Below are 25,065 nucleotides of genomic sequence, written 5' to 3' on the forward strand. Positions count from 1 at the left end.
TTTTGATTAATGCTTGTAAAAAAAACGGGTTCAAGGTCGTCGTGAGCGACGGTCAAACGAGGAAGAAATCAGTAAGAAAGCGTATTTCTGGCTGATTTTTGACGAAGTATCACCGAGCGCAACAGACCTTGAATGTGTTCTGACGCAAGCCACTTGGAAGCATGCTGATATGGCTACGATTCATGTAGACGGCAAAGAATATGATGTAAACGGGGCCGACAACCTGTTACAAGCCTGTCTCTCCCTGGGACTCGATATTCCTTATTTTTGCTGGCATCCGGCGCTGGGAAGCGTCGGCGCTTGCCGCCAATGTGCGGTAAAGCAATACCAAAACGCCGATGACACCCGTGGGCGTTTGGTGATGTCCTGTATGACCCCGGCCACCGATGGCACCTTTATTTCCATCGATGACGGCGAAGCAAAGCAGTTCCGCGAAAGCGTGGTTGAATGGTTAATGACTAACCATCCACACGATTGTCCGGTCTGTGAAGAAGGCGGTAACTGTCACCTGCAAGATATGACGGTGATGACCGGCCACAGCTTCCGTAAGTACCGTTTCAGTAAACGGACTCACCAGAATCAGGATCTCGGTCCGTTCATTTCCCACGAAATGAACCGCTGTATCGCCTGTTACCGCTGTGTGCGTTACTACAAAGACTATGCAGACGGCACTGATTTCGGTGTATATGGCGCGCATGACAACGTGTATTTCGGTCGTACCGAAAGCGGCACGTTGGAAAGCGAGTTCTCCGGTAATCTGGTAGAAGTTTGCCCGACCGGCGTATTCACCGATAAAACTCACTCCGAGCGTTATAACCGGAAATGGGATATGCAGTTTGCCCCAAGCATCTGCCAACAGTGCAGCGTCGGTTGTAACACCAGCCCAGGCGAGCGCTATGGCGAACTGCGTCGTATCGAAAACCGCTATAACGGCAGCGTAAACCACTACTTTATGTGTGACCGTGGCCGCTTTGGTTATGGCTACGTCAACCTGAAAGATCGTCCGCGTCAGCCGCAGCAACGTCGTGGCAACGATTGGATTGCTCTCAACGCCGAACAGGCTATGCAGGGGGCGGCAGATATTCTGCGTCAGGCGAAGAAAACCATCGGTATCGGTTCCCCACGAGCCAGTCTGGAAAGCAACTTTGCGCTGCGTGAACTGGTGGGAGCAGAAAATTATTACACCGGCATCGCCGCGGGCGAGCAACAACGTCTGCAGTTGATGTTGAAAGTGCTGACTGAGGGCGGTATTCACACGCCGGCGCTGCGTGAAATTGAAAGCTACGATGCGGTACTGGTTCTGGGTGAAGATTTGACCCAAACCGGCGCGCGCATTGCGCTGTCTGTGCGTCAGGCGGTGAAAGGCAAAGCTCGTGAAATGGCCGCTGCGCAAAAAGTTGCCGATTGGCAAATCGCCGCGATCATGAACATTGGCCAACATGCCAAACATCCGCTGTTTATCACTAACGTTGATAACACCCGGATGGATGATATCGCTGCCTGGAACTACCGTGCGCCAGTGGACTGTCAGGCTCGTTTGGGCTTTGCTATTGCCCATGCGCTGGACGAGTCCGCGCCGGCAGTGGAAGACCTGTCAAAAGATCTGAAGGGTAAAGTGGATATCATCGTGCAGGCATTGGCCGGCGCGAGAAAACCGCTGATTATTACCGGTAGCAGCGCGGGTAGCGATGCAATCATCGAAGCGGCAGCCAACATCGCCAAAGCGCTGAAAGGCCGAGGATCTGACGTAGGCATTACCTTCGTTGCGGCAGCAGCTAACAGCATGGGGCTGGCGATGGTCGGCGGCGGTTCGCTGGATCAGGCGTTGGCTCAGTTAGCCAGCGGCGAAGCCGATACCGCTATCGTGATGGAAAACGATCTTTATCGTCATGCGGCGGCGGATCAGGTTGACGCGGCGTTAGCCAAAGCGGAAAACCTGATTGTGCTGGATCATCAGCGTACCACTATTATGGATAAAGCCAGTTTGATTCTGTCTGCGGCCAGCTTTGCTGAAAGCGATGGTACGCTGGTGAATCAGGAAGGTCGCGCACAGCGTTTCTTCCAGGTTTACGATCCAAGCTACTACGACGAAAACGTGTTGATGCTGGAAAGCTGGCGTTGGCTGCATTCTCTGCATTCAACCTACACCAGTCGCCACGTAGACTGGACTCAGCTGGATCACGTGATTCAGGCCTGTGTCAAAGCATTGCCACAGTTGCAGGGTATTGTGGAAGCTGCGCCAGACGCGACTTTCCGTATCCGAGGTCAGAAACTGGCACGTTCACCGCACCGTTACAGTGGTCGTACTGCGATGCGCGCCAATATCAGCGTGCATGAACCGCGTCAACCGCAAGACATCGATACGCCGTTTGCCTTCTCAATGGAAGGGAACAACAGTCCATTGGCCGATCGTCAGCAAATTCCGTTTGCCTGGGCGCCAGGTTGGAACTCACCGCAGGCGTGGAATAAATTCCAAGCTGAAGTGGGGGGGAAACTGCGCTTTGGCGATCCGGGCGTGCGCCTGATCGAAGCTGGGGAGGGCAGCCTAGCTTACTTCACCGGTATACCTGCCGCCTTTGCGGCAAATGACGACGGCTGGCGTGTGGCACCTTACTACCATCTGTTCGGTAGCGAAGAAATGTCTCAGCGTTCAGACGTGATTCAACAGCGTATGCCAGCGCCTTATGTGATGGTCAATCCATCCGACGCAGCGCAACTGGGGGTTAACCTCGGTACGTTGGTCGAGTTCAACTGTTCCGGTCAGACGCTGCGTCTGCCAGTGCGATTGAGTGAAACTTTGGCTCAGGGTCAGGTCGGCTTGCCGCTTGGCTTACCGGGCATTCCACCTATATTGGTGGGCACCCGCGTTGAGAACCTGCGGGAGGCGGTGCTATGAGCTGGTTTACCCCTGAATTGATCGAGATCCTGATCTCCGTCCTGAAAGCGGTAGTGATTCTGTTGGTGGTTGTCACCTGCGGCGCGTTTATGAGCTTCGGTGAGCGCCGCCTGCTGGGTCTGTTCCAGAATCGATACGGGCCAAACCGTGTCGGTTGGGGCGGCTCGCTGCAGCTGGTGGCCGACATGATCAAAATGTTCTTCAAAGAAGACTGGGTACCGCGCTTCTCTGACCGGGTAATCTTTACTCTTGCACCGGTTATTGCCTTTACCTCGTTGCTGCTGTCTTTCGCGATTGTCCCGGTCAGCCCGACTTGGGCGGTTGCTGATCTCAACATCGGCATTCTGTTTTTCCTGATGATGGCCGGTCTGGCGGTATACGCGGTACTGTTCGCCGGCTGGTCCAGTAATAATAAATATTCTCTGTTAGGGGCGATGCGTGCGTCAGCACAAACCCTGAGCTACGAAGTGTTCCTCGGCTTATCGCTGATGGGCGTGGTAGCGCAGGCTGGCTCATTCAATATGCAGGATATTGTTAACTCTCAGGAGCACGTCTGGAACGTTATCCCGCAGTTCTTTGGCTTCGTGACCTTTGCCATTGCGGGCGTTGCGGTGTGTCACCGTCATCCCTTTGACCAACCGGAAGCGGAACAAGAGCTGGCCGATGGTTACCACATTGAATATTCCGGTATGAAATTCGGTTTGTTCTTCGTCGGTGAATACATCGGTATCGTGACCGTCTCTGCACTGATAGTCACCTTGTTCTTCGGTGGCTGGCAAGGCCCGTTCCTGCCGCCATTTATCTGGTTTGCGCTGAAAACGGCTTTCTTCATGGTGATGTTCATTCTGATCCGTGCATCTTTGCCGCGCCCACGTTATGACCAAGTGATGTCATTCGGCTGGAAAGTTTGCCTGCCGTTGACTCTGCTGAATCTGCTGGCGACTGCCGCGGTCATTTTGTACAACGCTCAATAAGGGGTGAATGAACCATGACGTTGAAAGAGTTAGTGGTTGGTTTCGGCACCCAAGTGCGCAGCCTGTGGATGATTGGCCTTCATGCCTTCCACAAGCGTGAAACCCAAATGTATCCGGAAGAGCCGGTTTACCTGCCGCCGCGCTACCGTGGCCGTATCGTGCTAACCCGCGATCCGGACGGCGAAGAGCGCTGCGTAGCCTGTAACCTGTGCGCCGTGGCTTGCCCGGTAGGCTGTATCTCTCTGCAAAAAGCTGAGCAGAAAGATGGCCGCTGGTATCCAGAATTCTTCCGTATCAACTTCTCACGCTGCATTTTCTGCGGCCTGTGTGAAGAAGCTTGCCCAACGACCGCTATCCAGCTCACGCCGGATTTCGAAATGGGTGAGTTTAAACGGCAGGATTTGGTCTACGAAAAAGAAGATTTGTTGATCTCGGGTCCGGGTAAATATCCGGAATATAACTTCTACCGGATGGCCGGTATGGCGATTGACGGCAAGCAGAAAGGCGAAGCCGAAAATGAAGCCAAACCGATCGACGTTAAAGGTCTGATGCCTTAAAGGAGCCGTTGATCATGGAATTTGCATTTTATATAGCAGCATTGGTCGCGGTAGTGGCGACAATTCGCGTCATTACCCATACCAACCCGGTACACGCCTTGCTGTACCTGATTATCTCTCTACTGGCGATTTCCGCGGTGTTCTTCTCACTGGGCGCGTATTTCGCCGGTGCGTTGGAAATCATCGTGTACGCCGGTGCCATTATGGTGCTGTTCGTCTTCGTGGTGATGATGCTGAACCTGGGCAACGTCGATGCGCAAGAACGTGCTTGGCTGAAACCGAGCGTCTGGATTGGCCCCGGTCTGCTGGCGCTGGTGCTGTTATCGGTACTGATTTATGCCATCAGCAGCGTATCCGATCAGGGTATTAGCGGCGAAATGGTTGACGCGAAAGCCGTAGGTATCAGCCTGTTTGGTCCGTACGTATTGGCGGTTGAGTTGGCTTCAATGCTGTTGCTGGCGGGTCTGGTCGTTGCCTTCCACATTGGCCGGGAACATAAACCCGGTGATGTGCTGAGCAGCGGCGATTCAGCGAAAAGAAAAACGGAGGAACAAGCATGATCCCTCTACAACATGGCCTTATTCTGGCGGCCATTCTGTTTGTGCTAGGGCTGTCTGGGTTGCTGATACGCCGCAACCTACTGTTTATGTTGATCAGTTTGGAAGTAATGATCAATGCGGCGGCGCTGGCCTTTGTGGTCGCGGGCAGTTATTGGGGTCAGGCTGACGGACAGGTGATGTATATCCTGGCGATTACGCTGGCAGCGGCGGAGGCCAGTATTGGCCTCGCATTGCTGCTTCAGCTTTATCGTCGCCGTCATACTCTGGATATTGATACAGTCAGTGAGATGCGCGGATGAACCTATTATATTTAACAATTCTGCTGCCACTGCTTGGTTTTCTGCTGTTGGCATTCTCCCGCGGTCGCTGGTCGGAAAATACTTCCGCTACCGTCGGAGTTGGCTCCATTGGCCTGGCTGCGCTGGTTACCGCTTACGTTGCGGTTGATTTCCTCAGCCAGAAAGCCACTGGCGTTCAGGTGTTTAACCAAACCCTGTGGAACTGGATGTCCGTTGGCGACTTCAGTATTCCGCTGACTCTGACACTGGACGGTCTGTCGCTGACCATGCTGTCGGTGGTAACCGGCGTGGGCTTCTTCATTCATATGTATGCCTCTTGGTATATGCGTGGGGAAGAAGGCTACTCCCGCTTCTTCGCTTACACCAACCTGTTTATCGCCAGTATGGTGGTCTTGGTATTGGCGGATAACCTGCTGCTGATGTATCTCGGTTGGGAAGGTGTGGGGCTGTGCAGTTACCTGCTGATCGGTTTCTACTATACCAATCCGGCAAACGGCGCGGCGGCGATGAAAGCCTTTATCGTGACTCGTGTGGGTGATGTCTTCCTGGCTTTTGCGCTGTTCATTCTCTACAACGAATTGGGTACGCTGAATATTCGCGAACTGATGGTACTGGCACCGCAGCAGTTGGAAATGGGCTCCACGGCCATTACCTGGGCGACCTTGATGCTATTGGGCGGTGCAGTAGGCAAATCGGCGCAGTTGCCGTTGCAAACCTGGCTGGCCGATGCGATGGCAGGCCCGACGCCGGTTTCCGCGCTGATCCATGCGGCGACCATGGTTACTGCCGGTGTGTATCTGATTGCCCGTACTCACGGTCTGTTCCTGATGGCACCGGAAGTTCTGCATCTGGTGGGGATTATCGGGGCGGTTACGTTGGTACTGGCGGGCTTTGCGGCGCTGGTGCAAACCGACATCAAACGGGTTCTGGCTTATTCTACTATGAGCCAGATTGGTTACATGTTCCTGGCGCTGGGCGTTCAGGCGTGGGATGCAGCCATTTTCCACCTGATGACTCACGCATTCTTCAAAGCCTTACTGTTCCTCTCCTCCGGTTCAGTGATTCTGGCTTGTCACCACGAGCAAAATATCTTCAAGATGGGGGGGCTGCGTAAAACCATTCCTCTGGTTTATATCTGCTTCTTGGTGGGCGGCGCGGCGCTGGCAGCATTGCCAATCGTCACCGCAGGCTTCTACAGTAAAGACGAAATCCTCTGGGGCGCACTGGCTACCGGCCATATCAACCTAATGGTTGCTGGTCTGGTGGGGGCATTCCTGACGGCGCTGTATACCTTCCGCATGATCTTTATCGTGTTCCACGGCGAGGCAAAAACCAAAGCGCATCCGGTCAAAGGTATTACTCATAACCTGCCATTGCTGGTGCTGCTGGTGCTGTCTACCTTTGTCGGCGCATTGATCACACCACCGTTGGCGGGCGTATTGCCAGAACTTCACCTCGGTGAGGAAGGCAAAATGCCGCTGGAGATCTTCTCCGGGGTGATTGTGGTGATCGGTATTCTGCTGGCTGCAGCACTGTATCTGGGCAAACGTCAGTTGGTGAACAGCATCGGGCAAAGCGCGATCGGCCGTTTCTTCACCGTCTGGTGGTTCCACGCATGGGGCTTCGATTGGTTGTATCACAACCTGTTCGTGAAACCTTATCTGTGGATTGCGCGCTTGCTACAGCGCGACCCGCTGAACTCACTGATGAATACGCCGGCATGGATTGCACGCTTGGGTAATCGCGGCTTGACGTTCAGTGAGAATGGTCAGGTGCGTTGGTACGTTGCCTCAATGGGTCTGGGTGCAGTTGTCATACTGGCTCTGTTGCTTTTCGTTTAGAAGCCTGAATAGGCTCTTTAATTAGGGACACAAAACGCCATGCTATTACCTTGGCTAATTCTTATCCCCTTTATCGGCGGTCTGCTGTGCTGGCAGTTTGAACGCTTCGGTACCAAGGTACCGCGCTGGATAGCGTTAATCGCGATGGGGCTGACGTTGGTACTTTCCCTGCAACTGTGGTTGCAGGGCGGCTATTCACTGACTAATCCTGCGGGCATTCCGCAGTGGCAGTCGGAGTTCTCCTTGCCGTGGATTCCACGCTTTGGCATCGAGTTCCATCTGGCACTGGACGGCCTGTCACTGCTGATGGTGGTGCTGACCGGCCTGTTGGGCGTATTGGCGATTCTTTGTTCGTGGCGTGAAATTCAGCGCTATCAAGGCTTCTTCCACCTGAACCTACTATGGATTCTGGGGGGAGTCATCGGCGTGTTCCTCGCCATCGACATGTTCCTGTTCTTCTTCTTCTGGGAAATGATGTTGGTGCCGATGTACTTCCTGATTGCTTTGTGGGGTCACAAAGCGTCAGACGGTAAAACGCGTATCACCGCCGCGACTAAGTTCTTCATTTATACCCAGGCCAGCGGCCTGATCATGTTGATTGCCATCCTGGGCCTGGTGTTTGTGCATTACAAAGCCACCGGTGTCTGGACGTTCAACTACGAAAATCTACTGAAAACGCCGATGTCCCACGGTGTGGAATATCTGTTGATGCTCGGTTTCTTCATCGCTTTCGCGGTGAAAATGCCGGTGGTGCCATTGCACGGCTGGTTGCCGGATGCACACAGTCAGGCTCCAACCGCGGGTTCGGTGGATTTGGCCGGGATTCTGTTGAAAACCGCTGCTTACGGTTTGCTGCGCTTTAGCCTGCCGCTGTTCCCGAATGCTTCCCACGAGTTTGCGCCAATCGCTATGTGGTTGGGTGTTATCGGTATCTTCTACGGTGCGTGGATGGCGTTCTGCCAGACCGATATCAAACGTTTAATCGCTTACACCAGTGTGTCCCACATGGGCTTCGTACTGATTGCCATCTACACCGGCAGCCAGTTGGCTTATCAGGGCGCGGTAATTCAGATGATTGCCCACGGCCTGTCAGCCGCTGGTATGTTCATCATCTGTGGTCAATTATACGAACGTCTGCATACCCGCGATATGCGTCAGATGGGCGGCCTCTGGGGACGAATTAAGTACCTGCCAGCGCTTTCCCTATTCTTCGCTGTTGCGACGCTGGGGATGCCGGGTACCGGTAACTTCGTCGGCGAATTTATGATTTTGTTCGGCAGCTTCCAGGTCGTGCCGGTGATTACCGTCATCTCTACCTTCGGGCTGGTATTTGCGTCGATTTATTCATTAATTATGATGCAGCGCGCTTACTACGGTGCGCCGAAATCGGAAGAAGCCTTGCCGGGTATGAGCCTGCGAGAACTGTCGATCGTGTTGCTGCTGGTGGTATTACTGGTGTTGCTGGGCTTGTACCCGCAGCCGATTCTGGATACCTCTCATGCAGCGATGAGCAATGTACAGCAGTGGTTTAACGCTTCATCACCACTAGTTTCACCAAACATAACAACAAGGCCGTAATTCGCCATGACAATAACTCCTCAACAACTGATCGCAATGCTACCGCTGTTGATCGTCGGATTGACGGTGGTGGTTGTGATGCTGTCCATTGCGTGGCGACGCGATCATTTCCTGAACGCCACCCTGACGGTTATCGGGCTTAACCTGGCGCTGCTGTCTCTGTATTTCGTCGGGCAAGTCGAGCCGATGGATGTCACGCCGCTGATGCGGGTTGACGGCTATGCGATGTTCTATACCGGGCTGGTGATTATCGCCAGTCTGGCCACGGCGACCTTTGCCTATCCGTGGCTGGCAGGGTATCCGGATAACCGCGAAGAATTCTACCTATTGGTGCTGATTGCTACTCTGGGTGGCATTCTGTTAGCCAGTGCTAATCATTTGGCTTCGCTGTTCTTGGGTATCGAACTGGTTTCTCTGCCGCTGTTTGGTCTGATTGGCTATGCCTATCGCCAGAAGCGTTCATTGGAAGCCAGTATTAAGTATATGTTGCTGTCTGCGGCCGCATCGTCTTTCCTGTTGTTCGGTATGGCGCTGTTGTACGCGGAATCCGGTAGCCTGTCCTTCGCCGGTTTGGGTAAAAGCCTGAGCGATTCTGTTATTCATCAACCGCTGATTCTGGCCGGCTTGGGGATGATGATTGTCGGTCTGGGCTTCAAACTGTCGCTGGTTCCTTTCCAACTGTGGACGCCAGATGTGTATCAGGGCGCACCTGCCCCGGTATCCACCTTCTTGGCGACTGCCAGTAAGATTGCCATCTTCGCCGTAGTGATGCGTTTGTTTATGTATGCGCCGGCGGCGGACAGCGAAGTGGTTCGTCTGGTGCTCTCGATCATCGCCGTTGCCTCTATTCTGTTTGGTAACCTGATGGCGATCAGCCAGAGCAATATCAAACGTCTGTTGGGTTACTCTTCCATTGCGCACCTCGGTTACTTGCTGATTGCGTTGGTAGCGGTGCAGACTCATCAGTTGGCGTTGGAAACCGTCGGTGTTTACATGGCCGGTTACCTGTTCAGCAGTCTGGGTGCTTTTGGCGTAGTGAGCCTGATGTCCAGCCCGTATAAAGGGCCGGATGCGGAATCCCTGTTCTCTTATCGCGGCCTGTTCTGGCACAAACCGATCCTGTCTGCGGTAATGACGGTGATGATGCTGTCTCTGGCCGGTATCCCGATGACGCTGGGCTTCATTGGTAAGTTCTTCGTTATTGCGATGGGCGTTAGCGCTAACCTGTGGTGGCTGACCGGAGCTGTAGTTCTAGGGAGCGCAATTGGCCTTTACTACTACCTGCGCGTCACCGTGAGCCTGTTCCTCAGCCCGCCTGAGAAACTGGTGCGCGATACCCCAAGCAACTGGGCCTTAACTGCCGGTGGTGTTGTAGTGTTGATTTCTGCGATTCTGGTACTGTTCCTCGGTATCTACCCGCAGCCGTTGATTACGCTGGTACAAATGGCTCAGCCGATGTTCTGAGCCCGGCAATAATCCGCCAAACGGTGGGTTAATATGCTGAAATAGAACCCCTTGTCGATCTTCTGGCAAGGGGTTTTGCTTTTTGAGGGGAATATCGACATCTCGTTGATTCGTCGATAAATTTAAAACCTCATTTGTTTTTCACGATGGCCGGAGGCTGAGAAATAACAATAGAAATTAAATTCTTCTTATTTTTCTCTTTTAGATAATTGGCTAACGTGTGTACGGCGGCGGTGTCGTTGCCCCGAACTGAGTTTTCGGATATAAGATTCAGGACATAAGGGGGCGCGGTAACCGATGCGGCCAAACCTACGTTATTGCCATCGATATTCGTGGCTACGGGCAAACGAATAATTCCCCCCGCGGCCTGACCACAACATAAAAATAATTTTCATTAGGGGGGCCGTAGCCCGTTTCTAATGGTATCGCTAATGGTTTGACTAGTTTGCCAACGGTTCCTTCCTGAGACACGGGCTGTCCACCCGGATCAAGGGGAATAGTCTGCGCGCGACGGCTCGCAATCCTTCTTCGATGTGGCAAGCCTTAACCGCATATCCGGTGGTGCCGCGGGTCACGATGTTATTATTCATTTGGCCAGAATGCCCTCTGTTCCGTTAAATACCGCGACCAAACAGGAGGGTGTAATCAGTCAGCATATCCATAGTCCATACAATGCAGCGCGAGTGCTGGTCTGTTTTAATCTGGCGGAAAAGGCGCAATGTATTCCGTTAATTTGCGGTGTCTGGCCGGCGAATGCGGCACTGGGCTTGGAATGTGTCTTCGAGGCTATTGATCACCGCACGCACTCGTGCTGCCCGTTGTACGTCTGGATGTAAAACTAGCCAGATATCCACTGGCTCCTGCCGTTCAGGCCAGATTCGGACAAAATCCTCATCGTTATCTGCCAGAAAGCAGGAAAGCAGCGCAATGCCTAACCCCTTTTGAGTGGCAGAACGCAATAATATTTGCGAGTTGCTTTGCAATACGACATTGGGTTGAACCAGCATTTCGCCACATAAGCTTTGCCAGTGGCGAGGAACGTCTTGCTGAGGGAACAGCAAGAGATCGTGACCGCGAAAGTGTTCGCCGAGCTGAGGGACGCCTCGCAGGGCGATATATTCATGGGAGGCATATAAACCCATATTGATCGTCGCCAGCCGCTTAACGATTAACTCTTCATTTTCAGGTCGATTGCCGCGAATGGCCAGATCGGCGTCGTGATGTGCCATATTGGTAATGTTAATGCTGGTTGCGACGCTATAACTGATATTTGGATGCTGCTGACGTAGTAATTTCAATGCGGGAAGAACAAATCCTTCGGCCAGCGTATCCGTGGTGACAATAGAAACCGTGCCTTGTAACCGGTCGTCGCCGTTGGCCGCTTTACGATTAATCGCCTGTGCCGCACATTCCATAGCAACAGCATCAGTTAGAAGCTGCTCACCCAATAAGCTAAGAGTGAAATGTTTTGGCGTGCGAATAAATAGCTTTGAATTTAAGGCATGTTCCAACGCTGAAATTCTACGCCCGACAGTAGCCTGATCGACATGTAGCTCACGTGCGGCCTGACGCAGAGTACCGGCACGCGCCACGGCGAGAAAGAATCGTGCGTCATCCCAATTCATCAACTTTTCCTTTCGGTATCAGTCCGTTTACTGTGGTTAGTTTAATGCATAAATGCATCGAGGTGATGCATTTATGTCTATTTTGATGCAATTTTGCAGGCGTATAATCCGGAACTTCTTTTGTTGTCTGTGACAAGGTATTCCCTTGTTGTTTCCCCGTTTTAGGAGCTATTTATGTCTCTGGGAGTTGCCCCCGTTGCCCACTCTGCTGCCCGGTATTTCCCGGTGCTGTGCTTTCTGGCATTGGCGCTGACTGCGGCATTACTGAATAGTAGCGTGCCAACGCCGCTGTACCCGCTCTATCAGCAGCAACTGGGGCTCAGTTCGGTCAGTTTGACAATGGTGTACGCCGCTTATGCCGCTGGCGTGTTAATTTCGCTATTGGCGGTAGGGAATCTGGCGGGAAAGATTCGGGACCTTCGCATGATGATTGTGCCTGCTCTGGTCGCGGTACTGGCTGGAGCCTGGCTGTTTGCTATTGCAGATACTTTTGGTCGTCTGTTTGTAGCGCGATTGCTGGCTGGAATTGGCACCGGAGCGTTAACCGGTGCGGCGAACCTGGCGCTGATCCGTTTTTGTCCGCCGGATGGTGGTAAGCGAGCAGCGTTAATTGCCACGCTTTCTTTTACCGCTGGGTTGGCCCTGGGGCCGATATTTAGTGGCGTAGCGTTACAAACCCAATTTCACCCTACGGTGCTCCCCTTTACTCTGATTATTGCTATGGCCGCGTTGGCTGCGGCAGGAATCACATTGGGCTGGCCGGAAACTCGCGCCTTGCGGCATAAGAACATAAAGCTGAATCGCGGGGCCAGTGGTGCAGTGAAGTCTGCTGGCGGTTTACTCAGTGGACTCACTGCTACGGGAATGCGGTTTTTCTTATGCGCCGGTGCATTGTTTGTCTCTTGGGTCGTTGCCGCCAGCATTCTGGCTATCGGCCCGGCGATTGCGAAGCAACTGTTGTCTTTACCGGGGCAAGGCGGATTGGGCTATGTGATCGCTGTCTATCTACTGATTGCGGGTATCTGTCAGTTGGTCAGTCGTAATATTCCTAGCCGTATCTCCCTGTATAGCGGCTGTCTGGCTCAGGCGGCTGCGGTGGTGTTCTTCGCCGCTGCGCTGTATTTTCATTCATTGCTGCTGGGAGGCATTGGTATGATCGTGACCGGCTACGCTTTTGGCGCCATCTTTGTCGGCAGTGCCGCGTTGGTGAATTTAATCTCACCCAAAGCCAGCCATGCCCCCTTGCTGTCGCTATTTTATGTGATCGCATACACCGCTAATTGGGTTCCCGTCGCATTAGGATGGGTGATAGACCGCCACGGATTATTATTAGCAGCTAATCTTTTATTCTGGGTAAGCTCGCCGATATGTTTGCTGCTGGCATGGGGGATAAAACGCACCGCGTTCTGCGCTTATGAGTGATATTTTGTGACAAATATCACAAGATAATTTATCCAATTGCATTGTTGCTATAATGTTTGTGATTTAAATCGCTATAAAATTCGCCAGTTCGGGTAAAATGAGTTCATTACTATCTCCCGTTTATTGAACCGAACTTTATCGCGAGTGAATCCTGATGAACATTATCTTGATGATTGCTATCACCACCGGTGTGCTTTCTGGCATTTGGGGCTGGATTGCTGTCACCTTTGGTTTGCTCAGTTGGGCGGGTTTTTTGGGTTGTACCGCTTATTTCGCCTGCCCACAGGGTGGAATAAAAGGATTGATTATCAGTTTGCTGACCTGCGCTAGCGGCGTTTTTTGGGCGATGATGATTATTCATGGCAGCGCATTACAGCCAGAGTGGACGATACTCGGCTATCTGTTGACCGGCGTCGTCGCATTTTTAATGTGTATTCAGGCCTGCCAGCAATGGCTGTCTTTTGTACCCGGAACCTTTATCGGCGCCTGCGCGACTTTTGCCGGTGGCGGCGATTGGAAGCTAGTTTCAGCCTCATTATTAGTCGGATTGATATTTGGCTATGCCATGAAGAACAGCGGGCTATGGTTGGCGGAGAAAAGAGAGAAGCTAAAGAATGAAGCTAAGCAGCCAGCGGCAATGGATATAGAGCCAGAAAACTGAAAAACCGGTCATCGAGACAAGTAAAACAAAAGGGCGGCTATCCGCCCTTTTTGCTGGAGTTTAGAGTAAATGATTGGCGACTTTGATCACCAGCTTACGCAGTGGTGCCGGCTCGCTTAAGGTTCCCATTGGGCGGTGAAGTTCTCCTGGGAATAGCATCACTACATCGCCGGGTGTCAGCGTCAGCAGCGTTTCTTGCGTGATACCTTCGAACAGGCCGTAATCTTTCTCGCTATCAAAATCCATAGTAGGGCGTTGCCCTTGCGTATCCGGCGCAGCCCCAATCACTTCGCTTCCTTCCAGCAGAATATGCAAATCAATGTAATAACGGTGCAATTCAGACCGTTGCTGAGACAGGGGCTTAGTTTGGCCGATAATGTGATTGAGGTAGATTTCGCGGCCTTCCAGATCCAGTTCCCCGGCGGGTAGGGCCGATAAATCCATCTGGCAGAGGCGGGTCAGCGTGCGGCGAATAACCTCCGGATAAAGCGGATTATTGGCTGCACTTTTTAATTCATCCAATATCATAATAAGCCTTCTTTTTTAGTAGTGATAAATTCAGGCGTGGCAGTGGGCGGTGTCGGCCTGCTCTAATGCTGTGATGCAGTTTTGCACTACGCCAGCCAACGGCGGGGTGATATCAATTTTGATGATGTCCCGCTCCACTGCGTCTGGGGCTTCCAGTGTGGCAAACTGGCTCTGTAATAGGCTTTCTGGCATAAAATGTCCGGCACGTTGCCGCATTCTGGCCAGTACCAGCGAATAATCGCCGGTTAACCATAGAAATTGAATATCCTGATTGCCAGCGCGTAGTCGGTCACGATACTGCTTTTTCAAAGAGGAACAGACTAGAAAACCGGTTTCATTTTTCTGTTGCAGGCTGTAAGCCACATCACTCAAACGTTCCAGCCAAGGCGCGCGATCCTGATCGTTGAGCGGTTGGCCCGAGGCCATTTTCTGGATATTGGCGCGCGGGTGTAAATCATCACCATCGATAAATTTGGCATTCAGCCGCGAGGCCAGCGCCTGACCGACGCAGGATTTACCGGTTCCTGCGACGCCCATAACAATAATGCATTTGCCTGTCATCATGTCCCCCGCTTTATTTCTGTTCTGATACGGTTTTACGTTTTCGGCCTAATACAAAAATCAGCGCGATTAACACCAATACGCCCACAACCATAGCCGGAGCCATATAAGGCTGTAGTTTCGCCAGTAGCGGAACCGGCCCACCGGCGCGTAACTCAGCGACATCAGCCTCGCTGACGTTCACCTGCGGATTGCCGTAATTCTGTAAAACATAATTGGCTATCAGCGCAATCTCTTTGTCATTCAGATAATTGACGTAGGATTCCGGGCCAAAGTTCGGCATCAACACATGTTCATTACCCACTTTCCGATCGACACCGAATAACATGGCAGAAATCAGGTTAGCCGGATTGCTGGAACCAGTGGCGGTGTTATTGAACAGGGATGGATAAGCCTGATTTTTGCTGCCGCTACCGTCCGGTTGATGGCAGCTGGCGCAGTTACCGCTAAATAACGCCGCACCGGTGTCCTGAGTATGGTTGGCGGTCGCCGGATGCAGGCCACGTAATCCGTTCTCCACATTAACCGGCTGACCGAACTGGTCTGCCGCCTGCATATCCAGCGGGTCGCGTACCGGCTTGGTGCTTTTCAGGTAAACCGCAATCGCCAACAGGTCTTCATTGGGTAAATATTGCAGGCTGTTTTGTACCGCTTCCGCCATGCCACCCGCCGCCTGATTTTTACCCTTGGTGCGGCCGGTAGCCAAATATTCCACGAGCTGCTCATTGCTCCAGCCGCCAATACCACTCACTGGGTCTGAAGTAATATTCGGCGCATACCAAGGCCCAACCATACCACCGGCGAAAGCTTTGCCGTGGTTTTCGCCCATCAGTAGATTACGAGGCGTATGGCAGGTATCACAGTGGCCGGGACCGTTCACCAGATAAGCGCCGCGATTCCATTGTTCACTTTGGCTAGCGTCAGGTTCAAAGCGGCCTTTGTCGAGGAACATCATGTTCCAGCCGATCATGGCAAAGCGCATATTGAATGGAAAAGGCAATTCCGTCGGGATGTTTTCCTCATCTACCGCTGTAACGCCGTGCATAAAGTAGGCGTACAGCGCCTTAATATCCTCGTCACTCAAGCGTGTGTAGGAGGTATAAGGCATGGCGGGATACAAATGGCTACCGTCAGAGCGAATGCCGTCGCGTACTGCCCGGGCGAACTGTTCTTCGGTGTAGTGGCCAATACCGTCAGCTTTGGAAGGCGTGATATTGGTGGAGTAAATCACGCCCATCGGCGAGCTGATACCGTAGCCGCCAGCGTAAGGCGTTCCGCCTTCGGGCTTGGTGTGGCAAGCCTGACAGTCAGAAGCAATGGCAACTTGCTCGCCTTTGTGAATCCACGCCTGCTGGCTGAGAGGAACATTGTCCGCTGCCAGAGCCACCGCGCTGATGAAAGACAGAGAAAGCAAGGAAGCGCTCATTCGTTTTTTCATCATTTGCCCGCCATTGAACGCGCCATATCGTCGGCTGCTTTCAAACCCAGCGCCGCCATTGTCAGGGTGCTATTTACCACGCTGGCGGAAGGAATGGCGCCACCGCCTGGTAACCACAGGTTGGCGTGATCGAAGGTTCGACAGTTTCCATCCACTACCGAATCCTTCGGATCGCTGCCCATAATTGTTCCCCCCATAATATGGTTGTTGGCATTCAGACTGGTGGTGATTTTGAATTCATCGGCTTCAAACAGTAGACCGATATGCTCTAGCTGTTTGTGCGCGGCCTCGGCACCCTGACGTACATAGTCACCGACATCATAATAAATATCCGGGCATGGCAAACCGTGGGCATCTGTGCGGGTTTTGCTCAGTGTCAGCCGGTTTTCCGGATCGGGCAGCGGTTCTAGGCTGATAGACAAATCAGCGCCATAAGCCGCTCGGCGACGGATTTCGTCATCCAGTTCCTTGCCGACTAGCCCCATCTCCAGCGCTTGCTGAGTCGCAGGCAAGACCCGATTGATATTGTTGAGAATCATTTTGTTAGCCGAATAATCTTTACGGAACTCGCCGTCCCGTGGGCCAACCAAACAGCTGCTTTGCGCCGGGCCGCGGCCTAGCCACAGCGGTTCTTTGGCCAAAAACGTACAGTGGAAACCGGAGTGGTCCATCATGTTGCGACCGACCTGATCGGAAGAATTGGCGATACCGTTCGGGTTTTTCTCATTCGCCGCGATCAGCAGTAGTCGCGGTGTTTCAATCCCGTTACAGGCTAATGCGAAGGTTTTACCGGTGGCTTTATGAGATTTTTTTTGGTTATCCAGCCAGTGTACGGCGGTAACCTGATTATTCTCATCGGTATCAATTTTGTAGACCACGGCTTCCGCCAGTACCGCCGCGCCTTTCATTTCTGCGCGTTCGATGTGATGGATGCCGTTATACATGGCACCGATTGGGCAGATCGGTTGGCAATTATTGTTACCGCAGCAGGTTGGGCGGCCTTCCCACGGGCGGGTACTGCGTCCCTGCGGAATGGGCACCGAATGATAGCCATGAGGGTTAACCACTTCGGCAAAGCGAGTATCGCCGTAAGCCCAAGGTACACTATCCATCGGATAGGGTTGACTGCGTTCAGACGGAGATTGCTTAGCCGGATCGTTCGGTCCAGCTACACCAATTTCGTCTTCTGCACGGCAATAGTAGGGTTCCAGTTCGTCATAAGAAATCGGCCAATCGCGGCCCACGCCGTAGAGCGTTTTCATCTGGAAATCGTTGGGAACGTGACGCCAGCAAGATGCGGCCCAATGCCAGGTGGTGCCGCCAACGGTGCGTAAATAGCCTTGTTTAAAGCTACCGGCGCTTGGGCCACTGAGTTCGACGTAATGATTTTCCGGAAAATACAGCGGCGCAGTGGCATATTTTGACTGCGGATAAAGCCCTTGATAATCCGACCCCGCACGGTTATCAAACGGCATATTCCGCCAGTTTTCTACGGCCTGACCGCGGCTGATGCGCAGACCGGCTTCCAATACTAATACCGAGTAGCCTTGGCTGACTAATTGGTCGGCCATCATGCCGCCGACAATACCTGAACCCACGATGATAACGTCGGCAGAGGCGTCACCATTGGCGCTAAAAATAGGTTTTTTCATTATGAATGGCTCACATTGTCAGGCTTAGGCAAATTGATATCAGGTGGGGCGGCGGTCCACCACAGCGGGCCGTTGCCACAGTAGGTTGGTACGATCAGGCCATCACTGACAGGGCGATACATCAGTGCATCTTTGTAGGCGATTAACACCGCCTGCTGGCCGTGTCCTACGGTGCCGGTGTACCAGGCTGCCATGATGTTGCTGACCACTTTTTGTAGATTATGGCCGCTAGCCGCAGCCAACAGTTGCTGGGCGCTTTGTTCTGGCTGCATCAATGTGGTGAGTTGGATTATTTGATCGGCAAACTGAGCGTCACTGTTGTGCAGTGCGGTAAAGATCCGCGCCGACAGACCTTGATCGATACCTTTATGTTCTGTCAGTGTCTGAGACAATGTGAAGAAGCGAGCGAAAGCCAGTGGGTTGGCAGCGGCGGTAGCCTGTTCGGCTTTAGTCAAAAATGGGTAGCCTAGAAGTGAGGTTGCCACCATCGCGGAGGCCACGCCAAACAGCAATTCCCGTCGGGTGAAACCGGTTCCATTTTTTTCCGGCTCAATAACATTGCGAGATGAAATTTTTTCCATCGAGAGTCTCTCTTGGATCGGGTGTGGTGCTGAACATCAGCTTTGAAAATGAATTATTGTTATTTTATGTAGCGTTTTTTAGAGGTTATATGGCCGCAGAGTGGGCAAATACAGTGTGAGAGTGCCATTCACTAGGAGATTGTCACCGCTTCAATGAGCGGTAAATTAACAAGCTATTAAACAATTTTCAATAAAATTGGTTAGGTGTCTAACCATTTGTTGATAATTTGCGCGGTTCTTAACAATCCTAATTCGGGGATCGTGGGCGAGAGGATTTAGGGCCAATCTTCATCAGGATCAAAATGGTAAGTCCGATTATAAGCTATGGTTAGTAGGGAAAGGTTATAGGGTGTAATTGATTTTTTTAATCACGGAGAAGTCACATGAGCAGAGTAAATGACCCTCAACAAACCTCGTTAGATGACGACTTGAGCATGTTGACCGACACGCTGGAAGAGGTGTTGCGGTCATCCGGCGATATGGGTGACGATGGCTACCAGATTGTGAAAGCCCGGGCTGAAAATGCGCTGAAAGCGGTAAGAGATCGCTTGAATAGCAACACTGATTGCTATATTGAACGCGCTAAGCAGGCGGCCTGTCGTACCGATGAATACGTGCGGGAAAAACCTTGGCACGGCGTGGGTATCGGTGCCACCGTTGGCCTGATCGTCGGATTGTTATTAGCTCGTCGCTAGCGATAAATGCGGTGGAGTGACTCAACGGCTCATTTATGAGCCGTTTTTTTGGGCCTGCCTATTGCGTTTTTTCAGTCACAAATTAGCGGAAATAGTTACGTGTGTGACTAATGATTAGCGGTTCATGCATTATTTTCACAAGGGCAATATAAATCATATTACTATTATCACCTTATGTATTTTGGTTAATATAATTTCATCTTTAACAATGAGTAATAGGTTTTTGGCAATAATATAAATTAAATATTGTAATTTATTAAGATGCTGTAATTAGTAGGTATGAGTTTATTTGTGAAAGGTGTTGTTTTTTCTAGTAGATGAGCAATATTATTTTTTTAAAAAAATAATATATATGTTTATCTGGTTATAACTCACTGATAAGTTAGGGTAAAATAGAATGCTCAATTATTTGTCGATATTAAAAATGTGATGTTGATCACGCCAAATGGAAAAAACAAAAAAAAGATTTGAAGGCTTGTGTATATAAACTAACCTTAATCTTACTTCCGAATTATTAATGAAATGACAATTAATCCCTTCACTAGTAATATCGGGCGATTTTTTTATCCCTATGTAAATGCTATTTTTTATCTGTATTTTATCATGTGTTTATGGGGTTGTTTTTTGCTGGTATTTTCTCATTTATAAGATTTCATTTTGTTTTTTGACGTTTTCACCCTTATTTATTATTGTGAATAAAATAGAATTTTTATTTTAAATCTTGGGTCGGTGTTGATTGCTGATATCGAGACGTAGTGATGCAGTTCGTTTTATTTTTTTTATTTTACACACAGCGCTTTATCTAAAGCGAAAAAACTAATGTTGAAAGGATAGATATTATGTCGAAGCAAATTGTAATTAAAGTGTCTAAGGATTTTAGCGATTTCTGTAAAAGCAATAATTTCTCACTTGCAGCATTTCGTGGAGCAAGTGCCAGTAATACTAATGGCGTTCCCGTTGTTTGGTTTAACGTGGATAATACCAATATTGTTCCGAATAATCCGATAAACGTGAATTTTGATCCTGCTTATCAGGTTTACGATTCTTTGGTGAATGCGGTCATTCCTGATGGCAGAATTACCGTGGGGCAATCCATGTCGGCGAGACTAAGCGACAGCTTTGGTATTGTGGACAAACAGCTAACAAAACTGCCCGATGGCGGTATTCCTACGGGTATCCGTATCATTAACAAAACTACCGGGGTTAATATTGTGGCCGGTCTGGCAGGTGATAATGGCGTACCTATTGCAGCCTTTGTGTGCAATCCGAATGTCAATTTATTCTTGGAGCCGTTACAGACCGTAACGATTTCGTTAATCGGAGCGGCCTTTGGCGTCGGTACTGCGATTGTTAAAGCGACCGGGCCATCGGTATTGTTGGATCTTACCAGTAATGATGTGGCCAATATTGAATATAATGTTTTAATGGGTGCATGGGAGCTGTCTGTAGGTTCACCGAGTGTGCCTTTAACTCAAATTCCTGCGGAGACGATAATGCAGCCATTTGTATTGCCAGGAATGAACAGTGCAAAACTAGAACAGTTATCGGCTATGAAATTTTAGGCAGTGAAATAACATAATGGATATTAAAAATCACTGAATACCCGCTTCTTGCGGGTATTTTTTTAGGGATAATCTTAGCTAATGTAGGTCAATGCTGTTTATGGCACCCACGGTATCCGGTGCTAAGTTTGTAATAGAACTTCTTTTCTGATGTTCACTCCGTATAATCACATTCTTTATGTTGATTTACCGAGGTGCGCGTGACACAACTTTCTGATTTGCTGGAAGAATTACGGCACCTTTTGGATGCTGATTTTCCCGATCGGGCCGGTGTCCGACAGATCGCTTTGGCAGTGCCTGCCGTGCTTGGCGTTCAATTGCTGGAATGGCTGGCAACGCAGCCTGTGTTTCCGCAGTTTTACTGGCGCCACCGCGATGGACATGAAGAGGCTGCGGTATGCGGTCAGGTGCGCTTATTCCGTGATATGTCTGCCGCCGATGAATTTATCCGGCAATATAAAAATCATACCGGATTACGTATTTGGGGGTTGAATGCCTTTGAGCCCTTTCCGGCTATCGCTAATGAAACAGACATTTCCTCCGCTTTCCTTTTTCTGCCGCGAGTGCAACTGCTGCGTCGCGGTGGAGAAATTATCCTGACGCTCAATTTAGCCAGTGAAACCTCCCTGCGACAGGATGTTTGTCGGGCGCTGGACTTCATCGAGCAATTACTGACACCGCGTCCAATTCCTGAACTGGCGGTCAGCGTTGAGACACTTGTTCACCAGCCCGATCAAAATGGCTGGTACCAACTGCTGGAACAGGCATTACGGGCAATTGCCAACCAGCAGATGGAAAAAGTGGTGCTGGCGCGCATGACTCGTCTGACCCTACGGGAAACCTTATTCAGCCCGGCATTTATGGCCGCCAGTCGTCAGGTTAATCACCAGTGTTTCCACTTTATGCTGCGTTTTGACGATCGGCGGGCGTTTCTGGGCTCCAGTCCGGAACGTCTGTATCGCCGTCAGCAATCACAGTTGGAAACTGAGGCGCTGGCGGGAACCGTGGCGAATGATAAGGATGATGCCAAAGCCGCACGCTTAGCCCATTGGTTAGCCGATGACGATAAGAATCAGCGGGAAAACCTGCTGGTGGTAGACGATATTTGCCAGCGCCTGCAAGGCGGAGTTTCAGCGGTGGATGTGATGCCTGCCGAGGTGATTCGTCTGCGGAAAGTGCAGCATTTGCGTCGTCGGATTCGGGCGCAATTACAGCCGAATGTCGCCGATGCCGATTGTTTACAACGTTTGCAGCCCACGGCAGCGGTGGCGGGATTGCCCCGTAAACCGGCGCGGTTGTTTATCCTCGCTGAAGAGCCGTTTTCTCGCGGCTGGTACGCCGGTTCCGCAGGCTATTTTTCATTGGCGCAATCGGAGTTCGCGGTGGCGCTGCGCTCGGCGCAAATCGAGGGCAATCAGGTTCAGATTTATGCTGGAGCTGGCATCGTAGCCGGTTCTGACCCATTAATGGAATGGCAGGAAATCGAGAATAAATCCGCCGGATTACGCAGTCTATTGGAAAAATAAGCCCTTAATCGATAACCACTAACTAATAGTGGGTAATTACCCCTACCGCCTATGAGGGCGGATTGTGGCGTTGATTCGGCAGGTGTAAACTATATCGCCGTTATTCATCGGTAAAACTTTGGCCTAGCGCAGGGCTTTTCCTTCGCTGCCGAGTGAAAATATTTATTTAGGCTATCAGCCTGTTAACTGACTGTTGAGCGAACCATGTCGACAAGCGTCTTTAACCGCCGTTGGGCGGCCTTGCTACTGGAGGCATTGACCCGCCACGGTGTGCGTCATATCTGTATTGCTCCAGGGTCTCGCTCTACGCCTTTAACGCTGGCTGCAGCGGCGAATCCGTCACTGGTTTGCCATACCCATTTTGATGAGCGCGGTTTAGGGCATTTGGCGCTAGGGCTGGCTAAAGCTTCGGCTCAGCCGGTAGCGGTGATTGTCACTTCCGGTACGGCGGCGGCCAATTTGTATCCCGCGCTGATAGAAGCCGGGCTGACCGGCGAACGTCTGGTCTTTCTGACGGCGGATCGCCCGCCAGAGCTAATTGACTGCGGTGCTAATCAGGCGATTCGTCAGCCAGGTATGTTCGCCAGCCATCCCAACGCCAGTCTGAATTTGCCGCGCCCAACGCCGGATATTCCCGCAAGTTGGCTGCTTTCCAGCCTGGATAACGCGATGGCGCAGTTACAGCAAGGGGCATTGCATATTAATTGTCCTTTCGCTGAGCCATTGTACGGCGGTGACGATAGCCAATATAGCGAATGGTCCGCGGCGCTGGGGGATTGGTGGCAAGGTCGCGAGCCTTGGTTAAAGTCTTCATATCCTGCCAGCCACGCCGTCCAGTCTGATTGGTATTTCTGGCGCCAAAAGCGCGGCGTTGTGATTGCCGGACGCATGAGCGCAGAAGAAGGGATTCAAGTTGCTGAGTGGGCGCAGCAATTGGGCTGGCCACTGTTGGGCGATGTACTATCTCAAACCGGCCAGCCGCTGCCCTGCGCGGATTTATGGTTGGGGCATCCGCAGGCACAAAAACTGTTACAGCAGGCGCAGGTGGTGGTGCAATTCGGCAGCAGCCTGACGGGCAAACATTTATTGCAATGGCAGGCTCAGTGTCAACCGGAAGAATACTGGCTGGTGGATCATTTAGCAGGTCGCCTCGATCCGGCTAACCACCGCGGGCGGAGGTTGATCGCCAATATCGACGCATGGTTGGAGCAACATCCGGCGCAGCCGCGTGCCCCTTGGGCCGCAGAGCTGGCTTTGTGGTCCGACAGCGCCGAAGGCTGCGTGGCAGAATATCTGAACGACAAATTTGGTGAAGCTACGGTGGCCCACCGACTGGCGGAATTACTGCCTGAAAGCGGGCAGCTTTTTGTCGGTAATAGCCTGATCGTGCGTTTAGTCGATGCGCTAGGCCAGCTTCCCGCTGGCTATCCGGTTTACAGTAATCGCGGTGCCAGCGGTATCGACGGCCTACTTTCCACCGCCGCCGGTGTGCAGCGTGCTACCGCCAAACCGACTCTGGCGATCGTCGGCGATCTTTCTGCGCTCTACGATCTGAATGCCTTGGCGTTACTGCGCCAGTGCTCGGCTCCAACGGTACTGCTAGTGGTGAACAATAACGGCGGACAGATTTTCTCCCTGCTGCCAACGCCGGCAGACGATCGCCAGCGCTTCTACTGCATGCCGCAGAACGTCAGTTTTGATCATGCCGCCACCATGTTTGGCCTGCGATATGCCTGCCCGTCCAGTTGGGATCAATTGCATGAAGAGGTGCAGCAAAGCTGGCGACAGGGGGGGGTGACGCTGATTGAGCTACAGGTTCCGGCTAGTGAAGGGGCGGAGACGTTGCAATATCTGACGCAGCGGGTAGCGGAACTGTGACTCTGGCCTGCCGCATCGTCAATTCGCACAACAGTACGAAACCTTGGCTGGTCTGGCTGCACGGTCTGCTGGGCAATGGCGAAGATTGGTCGGGGGTAGCCGATCGCTGCACCGAATTTTCCTCGCTGTTTGTTGATCTTCCGGGCCACGGCGGTTCGGTTGCCCAAGCGCCCGGTGATTTTGCCGAGGTCAGCCGTGAGCTAAATGCGACATTGGCGGCGCAAAATATTCAGGATTATTGGTTGATAGGCTACTCGTTGGGTGGGCGCATTGCCATGTATCACGCTTGCTGCGGTGAACATACCGGGCTGCGTGGTTTGCTGGTCGAAGGGGGAAATCCCGGCCTGGAAAACGAAGAATTGCGGCGAGCGCGTCTGCTTCATGATGCCCATTGGGCGCAACGTTTTCGTCAGGAACCCATGGCGCAAGTTTTGGCAGATTGGTATTTACAGCCGATTTTCGCTGATTTAACCGCCAGTCAGCGCCAAGCGTTCATAGATTTGCGCTCGGTCAATCAGGGCCTCACCGTAGCTGCTATGCTTGAATCCACCTCTTTGGGCCGCCAGCCTTATTTGCTGCCCGCACTGCACCAGTTGGCTATACCTTTTGCCTACCTGTGTGGTGAGCGAGACTTTAAATTTCAGCAACTGGCGCGCCAGAACCGGTTGCCGTTATACACCATTGCCGGAGCTGGCCATAATGCCCATCGGGCCAATCCCGATGCTTTTGCCGCGCAGGTGCGTTTATTCTTATCACTCTCCCGTTAA

General features: G+C 51.8%; 22 protein-coding genes. 15 read left to right on the plus strand and 7 right to left on the minus strand.

From position 1 onward, the window contains the following. Positions 1–169 precede the first annotated feature (169 nt). The 8 genes from nuoG to nuoN are packed head-to-tail and all read left to right on the plus strand — an operon-like array spanning position 170 to position 10,169. Positions 170–2,896 (plus strand): NADH-quinone oxidoreductase subunit NuoG, encoded by a 2,727-nt coding sequence (gene nuoG / locus AD970_RS03955; RefSeq protein WP_049597033.1) that lies wholly within the window; start codon positions 170–172, stop codon positions 2,894–2,896. Then, positions 2,893–3,870, plus strand: a complete 978-nt coding sequence (gene nuoH / locus AD970_RS03960; RefSeq protein WP_049597034.1) for an NADH-quinone oxidoreductase subunit NuoH — start codon at positions 2,893–2,895, stop codon at positions 3,868–3,870. Before nuoG ends, nuoH begins: the two co-directional genes overlap by 4 nt. A 14-nt stretch (positions 3,871–3,884) precedes the next feature. Beyond that, a complete protein-coding gene (gene nuoI, locus AD970_RS03965) occupies positions 3,885–4,427 on the plus strand; it encodes an NADH-quinone oxidoreductase subunit NuoI (RefSeq protein ID WP_049597035.1) in 543 nt (180 codons plus the stop codon). Positions 4,428–4,441: 14 nt separating this feature from the next. After that, entirely contained in the window at positions 4,442–4,987 is a 546-nt protein-coding gene (nuoJ, locus tag AD970_RS03970) for an NADH-quinone oxidoreductase subunit J (RefSeq protein WP_049597036.1), read from the plus strand. Next, positions 4,984–5,286 (plus strand): NADH-quinone oxidoreductase subunit NuoK, encoded by a 303-nt coding sequence (nuoK, locus tag AD970_RS03975; RefSeq protein WP_038244227.1) that lies wholly within the window; start codon positions 4,984–4,986, stop codon positions 5,284–5,286. Before nuoJ ends, nuoK begins: the two co-directional genes overlap by 4 nt. Next, positions 5,283–7,127 carry an NADH-quinone oxidoreductase subunit L gene (gene nuoL / locus AD970_RS03980; protein ID WP_049597037.1) on the plus strand — a complete coding sequence of 615 codons (1,845 nt, stop codon included), beginning with the start codon at positions 5,283–5,285 and terminating at the stop codon, positions 7,125–7,127. Before nuoK ends, nuoL begins: the two co-directional genes overlap by 4 nt. A 39-nt stretch (positions 7,128–7,166) precedes the next feature. Continuing rightward, a complete protein-coding gene (nuoM, locus tag AD970_RS03985) occupies positions 7,167–8,705 on the plus strand; it encodes an NADH-quinone oxidoreductase subunit M (protein WP_049597038.1) in 1,539 nt (512 codons plus the stop codon). Between the two features lie 6 nt (positions 8,706–8,711). Beyond that, entirely contained in the window at positions 8,712–10,169 is a 1,458-nt protein-coding gene (gene nuoN, locus AD970_RS03990) for an NADH-quinone oxidoreductase subunit NuoN (protein ID WP_049597039.1), read from the plus strand. Between the two features lie 130 nt (positions 10,170–10,299). Here the strand turns inward: nuoN and AD970_RS03995 are convergent, their stop codons facing one another. Both AD970_RS03995 and AD970_RS04000 read right to left on the minus strand, forming a co-directional pair. Further along, positions 10,300–10,515 carry a hypothetical protein gene (locus tag AD970_RS03995; protein WP_049597040.1) on the minus strand — a complete coding sequence of 72 codons (216 nt, stop codon included), beginning with the start codon at positions 10,513–10,515 and terminating at the stop codon, positions 10,300–10,302. Positions 10,516–10,897: 382 nt separating this feature from the next. After that, positions 10,898–11,797, minus strand: coding sequence for a LysR family transcriptional regulator (locus AD970_RS04000; protein ID WP_049597041.1), 900 nt, complete (start codon positions 11,795–11,797; stop codon positions 10,898–10,900). 171 nt (positions 11,798–11,968) lie between these two features. Here AD970_RS04000 and AD970_RS04005 point away from each other — a divergent pair, with 171 nt between their 5' ends. Next, positions 11,969–13,216 (plus strand): MFS transporter, encoded by a 1,248-nt coding sequence (locus tag AD970_RS04005; protein ID WP_049597042.1) that lies wholly within the window; start codon positions 11,969–11,971, stop codon positions 13,214–13,216. A 154-nt stretch (positions 13,217–13,370) separates the two neighbouring features. Then, entirely contained in the window at positions 13,371–13,877 is a 507-nt protein-coding gene (locus AD970_RS04010; protein ID WP_049597043.1) for a DUF1097 domain-containing protein, read from the plus strand. 60 nt (positions 13,878–13,937) lie between these two features. Here the strand turns inward: AD970_RS04010 and AD970_RS04015 are convergent, their stop codons facing one another. From AD970_RS04015 to AD970_RS04035, 5 genes are read right to left on the minus strand one after another with little or no spacing between them, the layout of a single operon-like run. Beyond that, entirely contained in the window at positions 13,938–14,405 is a 468-nt protein-coding gene (locus AD970_RS04015; RefSeq protein WP_049597044.1) for a YhcH/YjgK/YiaL family protein, read from the minus strand. A gap of 30 nt (positions 14,406–14,435) precedes the next feature. After that, positions 14,436–14,966: a gluconokinase gene (locus AD970_RS04020; protein WP_049597179.1), complete on the minus strand. Its 531-nt coding sequence runs from the start codon at positions 14,964–14,966 to the stop codon at positions 14,436–14,438. 13 nt (positions 14,967–14,979) lie between these two features. Then, positions 14,980–16,404, minus strand: a complete 1,425-nt coding sequence (locus tag AD970_RS04025) for a c-type cytochrome (protein WP_049597180.1) — start codon at positions 16,402–16,404, stop codon at positions 14,980–14,982. Continuing rightward, positions 16,404–18,056: a GMC family oxidoreductase gene (locus AD970_RS04030; protein WP_049597045.1), complete on the minus strand. Its 1,653-nt coding sequence runs from the start codon at positions 18,054–18,056 to the stop codon at positions 16,404–16,406. Before AD970_RS04030 ends, AD970_RS04025 begins: the two co-directional genes overlap by 1 nt. Further along, positions 18,056–18,637: a sorbitol dehydrogenase family protein gene (locus AD970_RS04035; protein WP_049597046.1), complete on the minus strand. Its 582-nt coding sequence runs from the start codon at positions 18,635–18,637 to the stop codon at positions 18,056–18,058. Before AD970_RS04035 ends, AD970_RS04030 begins: the two co-directional genes overlap by 1 nt. 383 nt (positions 18,638–19,020) lie before the next feature. Between AD970_RS04035 and AD970_RS04040 the strand changes: the two genes are divergently transcribed. The 5 genes from AD970_RS04040 to menH all read left to right on the plus strand — a co-directional run bounded on the left by AD970_RS04040 (position 19,021) and on the right by menH (position 25,065). Beyond that, a complete protein-coding gene (locus tag AD970_RS04040) occupies positions 19,021–19,332 on the plus strand; it encodes a DUF883 domain-containing protein (protein WP_049597047.1) in 312 nt (103 codons plus the stop codon). A gap of 839 nt (positions 19,333–20,171) precedes the next feature. Next, the gene (locus tag AD970_RS04045; RefSeq protein WP_049597048.1) at positions 20,172–20,894 is read left to right on the plus strand and encodes a hypothetical protein; all 723 of its coding nucleotides are present in this window, start codon (positions 20,172–20,174) and stop codon (positions 20,892–20,894) included. A gap of 200 nt (positions 20,895–21,094) precedes the next feature. After that, complete coding sequence (gene menF, locus AD970_RS04050; protein ID WP_049597049.1) at positions 21,095–22,420, plus strand: isochorismate synthase MenF; 1,326 nt, start codon at positions 21,095–21,097, stop codon at positions 22,418–22,420. A gap of 204 nt (positions 22,421–22,624) precedes the next feature. Next, the gene (gene menD, locus AD970_RS04055) at positions 22,625–24,298 is read left to right on the plus strand and encodes a 2-succinyl-5-enolpyruvyl-6-hydroxy-3-cyclohexene-1-carboxylic-acid synthase (RefSeq protein ID WP_049597050.1); all 1,674 of its coding nucleotides are present in this window, start codon (positions 22,625–22,627) and stop codon (positions 24,296–24,298) included. Continuing rightward, positions 24,295–25,065, plus strand: a complete 771-nt coding sequence (gene menH / locus AD970_RS04060) for a 2-succinyl-6-hydroxy-2,4-cyclohexadiene-1-carboxylate synthase (protein WP_049597051.1) — start codon at positions 24,295–24,297, stop codon at positions 25,063–25,065. The genes menD and menH overlap by 4 nt, the downstream gene beginning before the upstream one ends.

The organism is Yersinia nurmii, assembly GCF_001112925.1.
Lineage (GTDB): Bacteria > Pseudomonadota > Gammaproteobacteria > Enterobacterales > Enterobacteriaceae > Yersinia > Yersinia nurmii.

Bases quoted from the DNA above. Each gene is read 5' to 3' on its own strand.
- AD970_RS04005 (WP_049597042.1), top strand. From the start codon at position 11,969: ATGTCTCTGGGAGTTGCCCCCGTTGCCCACTCTGCTGCCCGGTATTTC.
- nuoG (WP_049597033.1), top strand. From the start codon at position 170: ATGGCTACGATTCATGTAGACGGCAAAGAATATGATGTAAACGGGGCC.
- nuoJ (WP_049597036.1), top strand. From the start codon at position 4,442: ATGGAATTTGCATTTTATATAGCAGCATTGGTCGCGGTAGTGGCGACA.
- AD970_RS04025 (WP_049597180.1), bottom strand. From the start codon at position 16,404: ATGAAAAAACGAATGAGCGCTTCCTTGCTTTCTCTGTCTTTCATCAGC.
- AD970_RS04015 (WP_049597044.1), bottom strand. From the start codon at position 14,405: ATGATATTGGATGAATTAAAAAGTGCAGCCAATAATCCGCTTTATCCG.
- nuoK (WP_038244227.1), top strand. From the start codon at position 4,984: ATGATCCCTCTACAACATGGCCTTATTCTGGCGGCCATTCTGTTTGTG.
- AD970_RS04045 (WP_049597048.1), top strand. From the start codon at position 20,172: ATGTCGAAGCAAATTGTAATTAAAGTGTCTAAGGATTTTAGCGATTTC.
- AD970_RS04040 (WP_049597047.1), top strand. From the start codon at position 19,021: ATGAGCAGAGTAAATGACCCTCAACAAACCTCGTTAGATGACGACTTG.
- AD970_RS04035 (WP_049597046.1), bottom strand. From the start codon at position 18,637: ATGGAAAAAATTTCATCTCGCAATGTTATTGAGCCGGAAAAAAATGGA.
- AD970_RS04030 (WP_049597045.1), bottom strand. From the start codon at position 18,056: ATGAAAAAACCTATTTTTAGCGCCAATGGTGACGCCTCTGCCGACGTT.
- nuoM (WP_049597038.1), top strand. From the start codon at position 7,167: ATGCTATTACCTTGGCTAATTCTTATCCCCTTTATCGGCGGTCTGCTG.
- nuoN (WP_049597039.1), top strand. From the start codon at position 8,712: ATGACAATAACTCCTCAACAACTGATCGCAATGCTACCGCTGTTGATC.
- nuoH (WP_049597034.1), top strand. From the start codon at position 2,893: ATGAGCTGGTTTACCCCTGAATTGATCGAGATCCTGATCTCCGTCCTG.
- AD970_RS04020 (WP_049597179.1), bottom strand. From the start codon at position 14,966: ATGACAGGCAAATGCATTATTGTTATGGGCGTCGCAGGAACCGGTAAA.
- AD970_RS04010 (WP_049597043.1), top strand. From the start codon at position 13,371: ATGAACATTATCTTGATGATTGCTATCACCACCGGTGTGCTTTCTGGC.
- nuoI (WP_049597035.1), top strand. From the start codon at position 3,885: ATGACGTTGAAAGAGTTAGTGGTTGGTTTCGGCACCCAAGTGCGCAGC.
- nuoL (WP_049597037.1), top strand. From the start codon at position 5,283: ATGAACCTATTATATTTAACAATTCTGCTGCCACTGCTTGGTTTTCTG.
- menD (WP_049597050.1), top strand. From the start codon at position 22,625: ATGTCGACAAGCGTCTTTAACCGCCGTTGGGCGGCCTTGCTACTGGAG.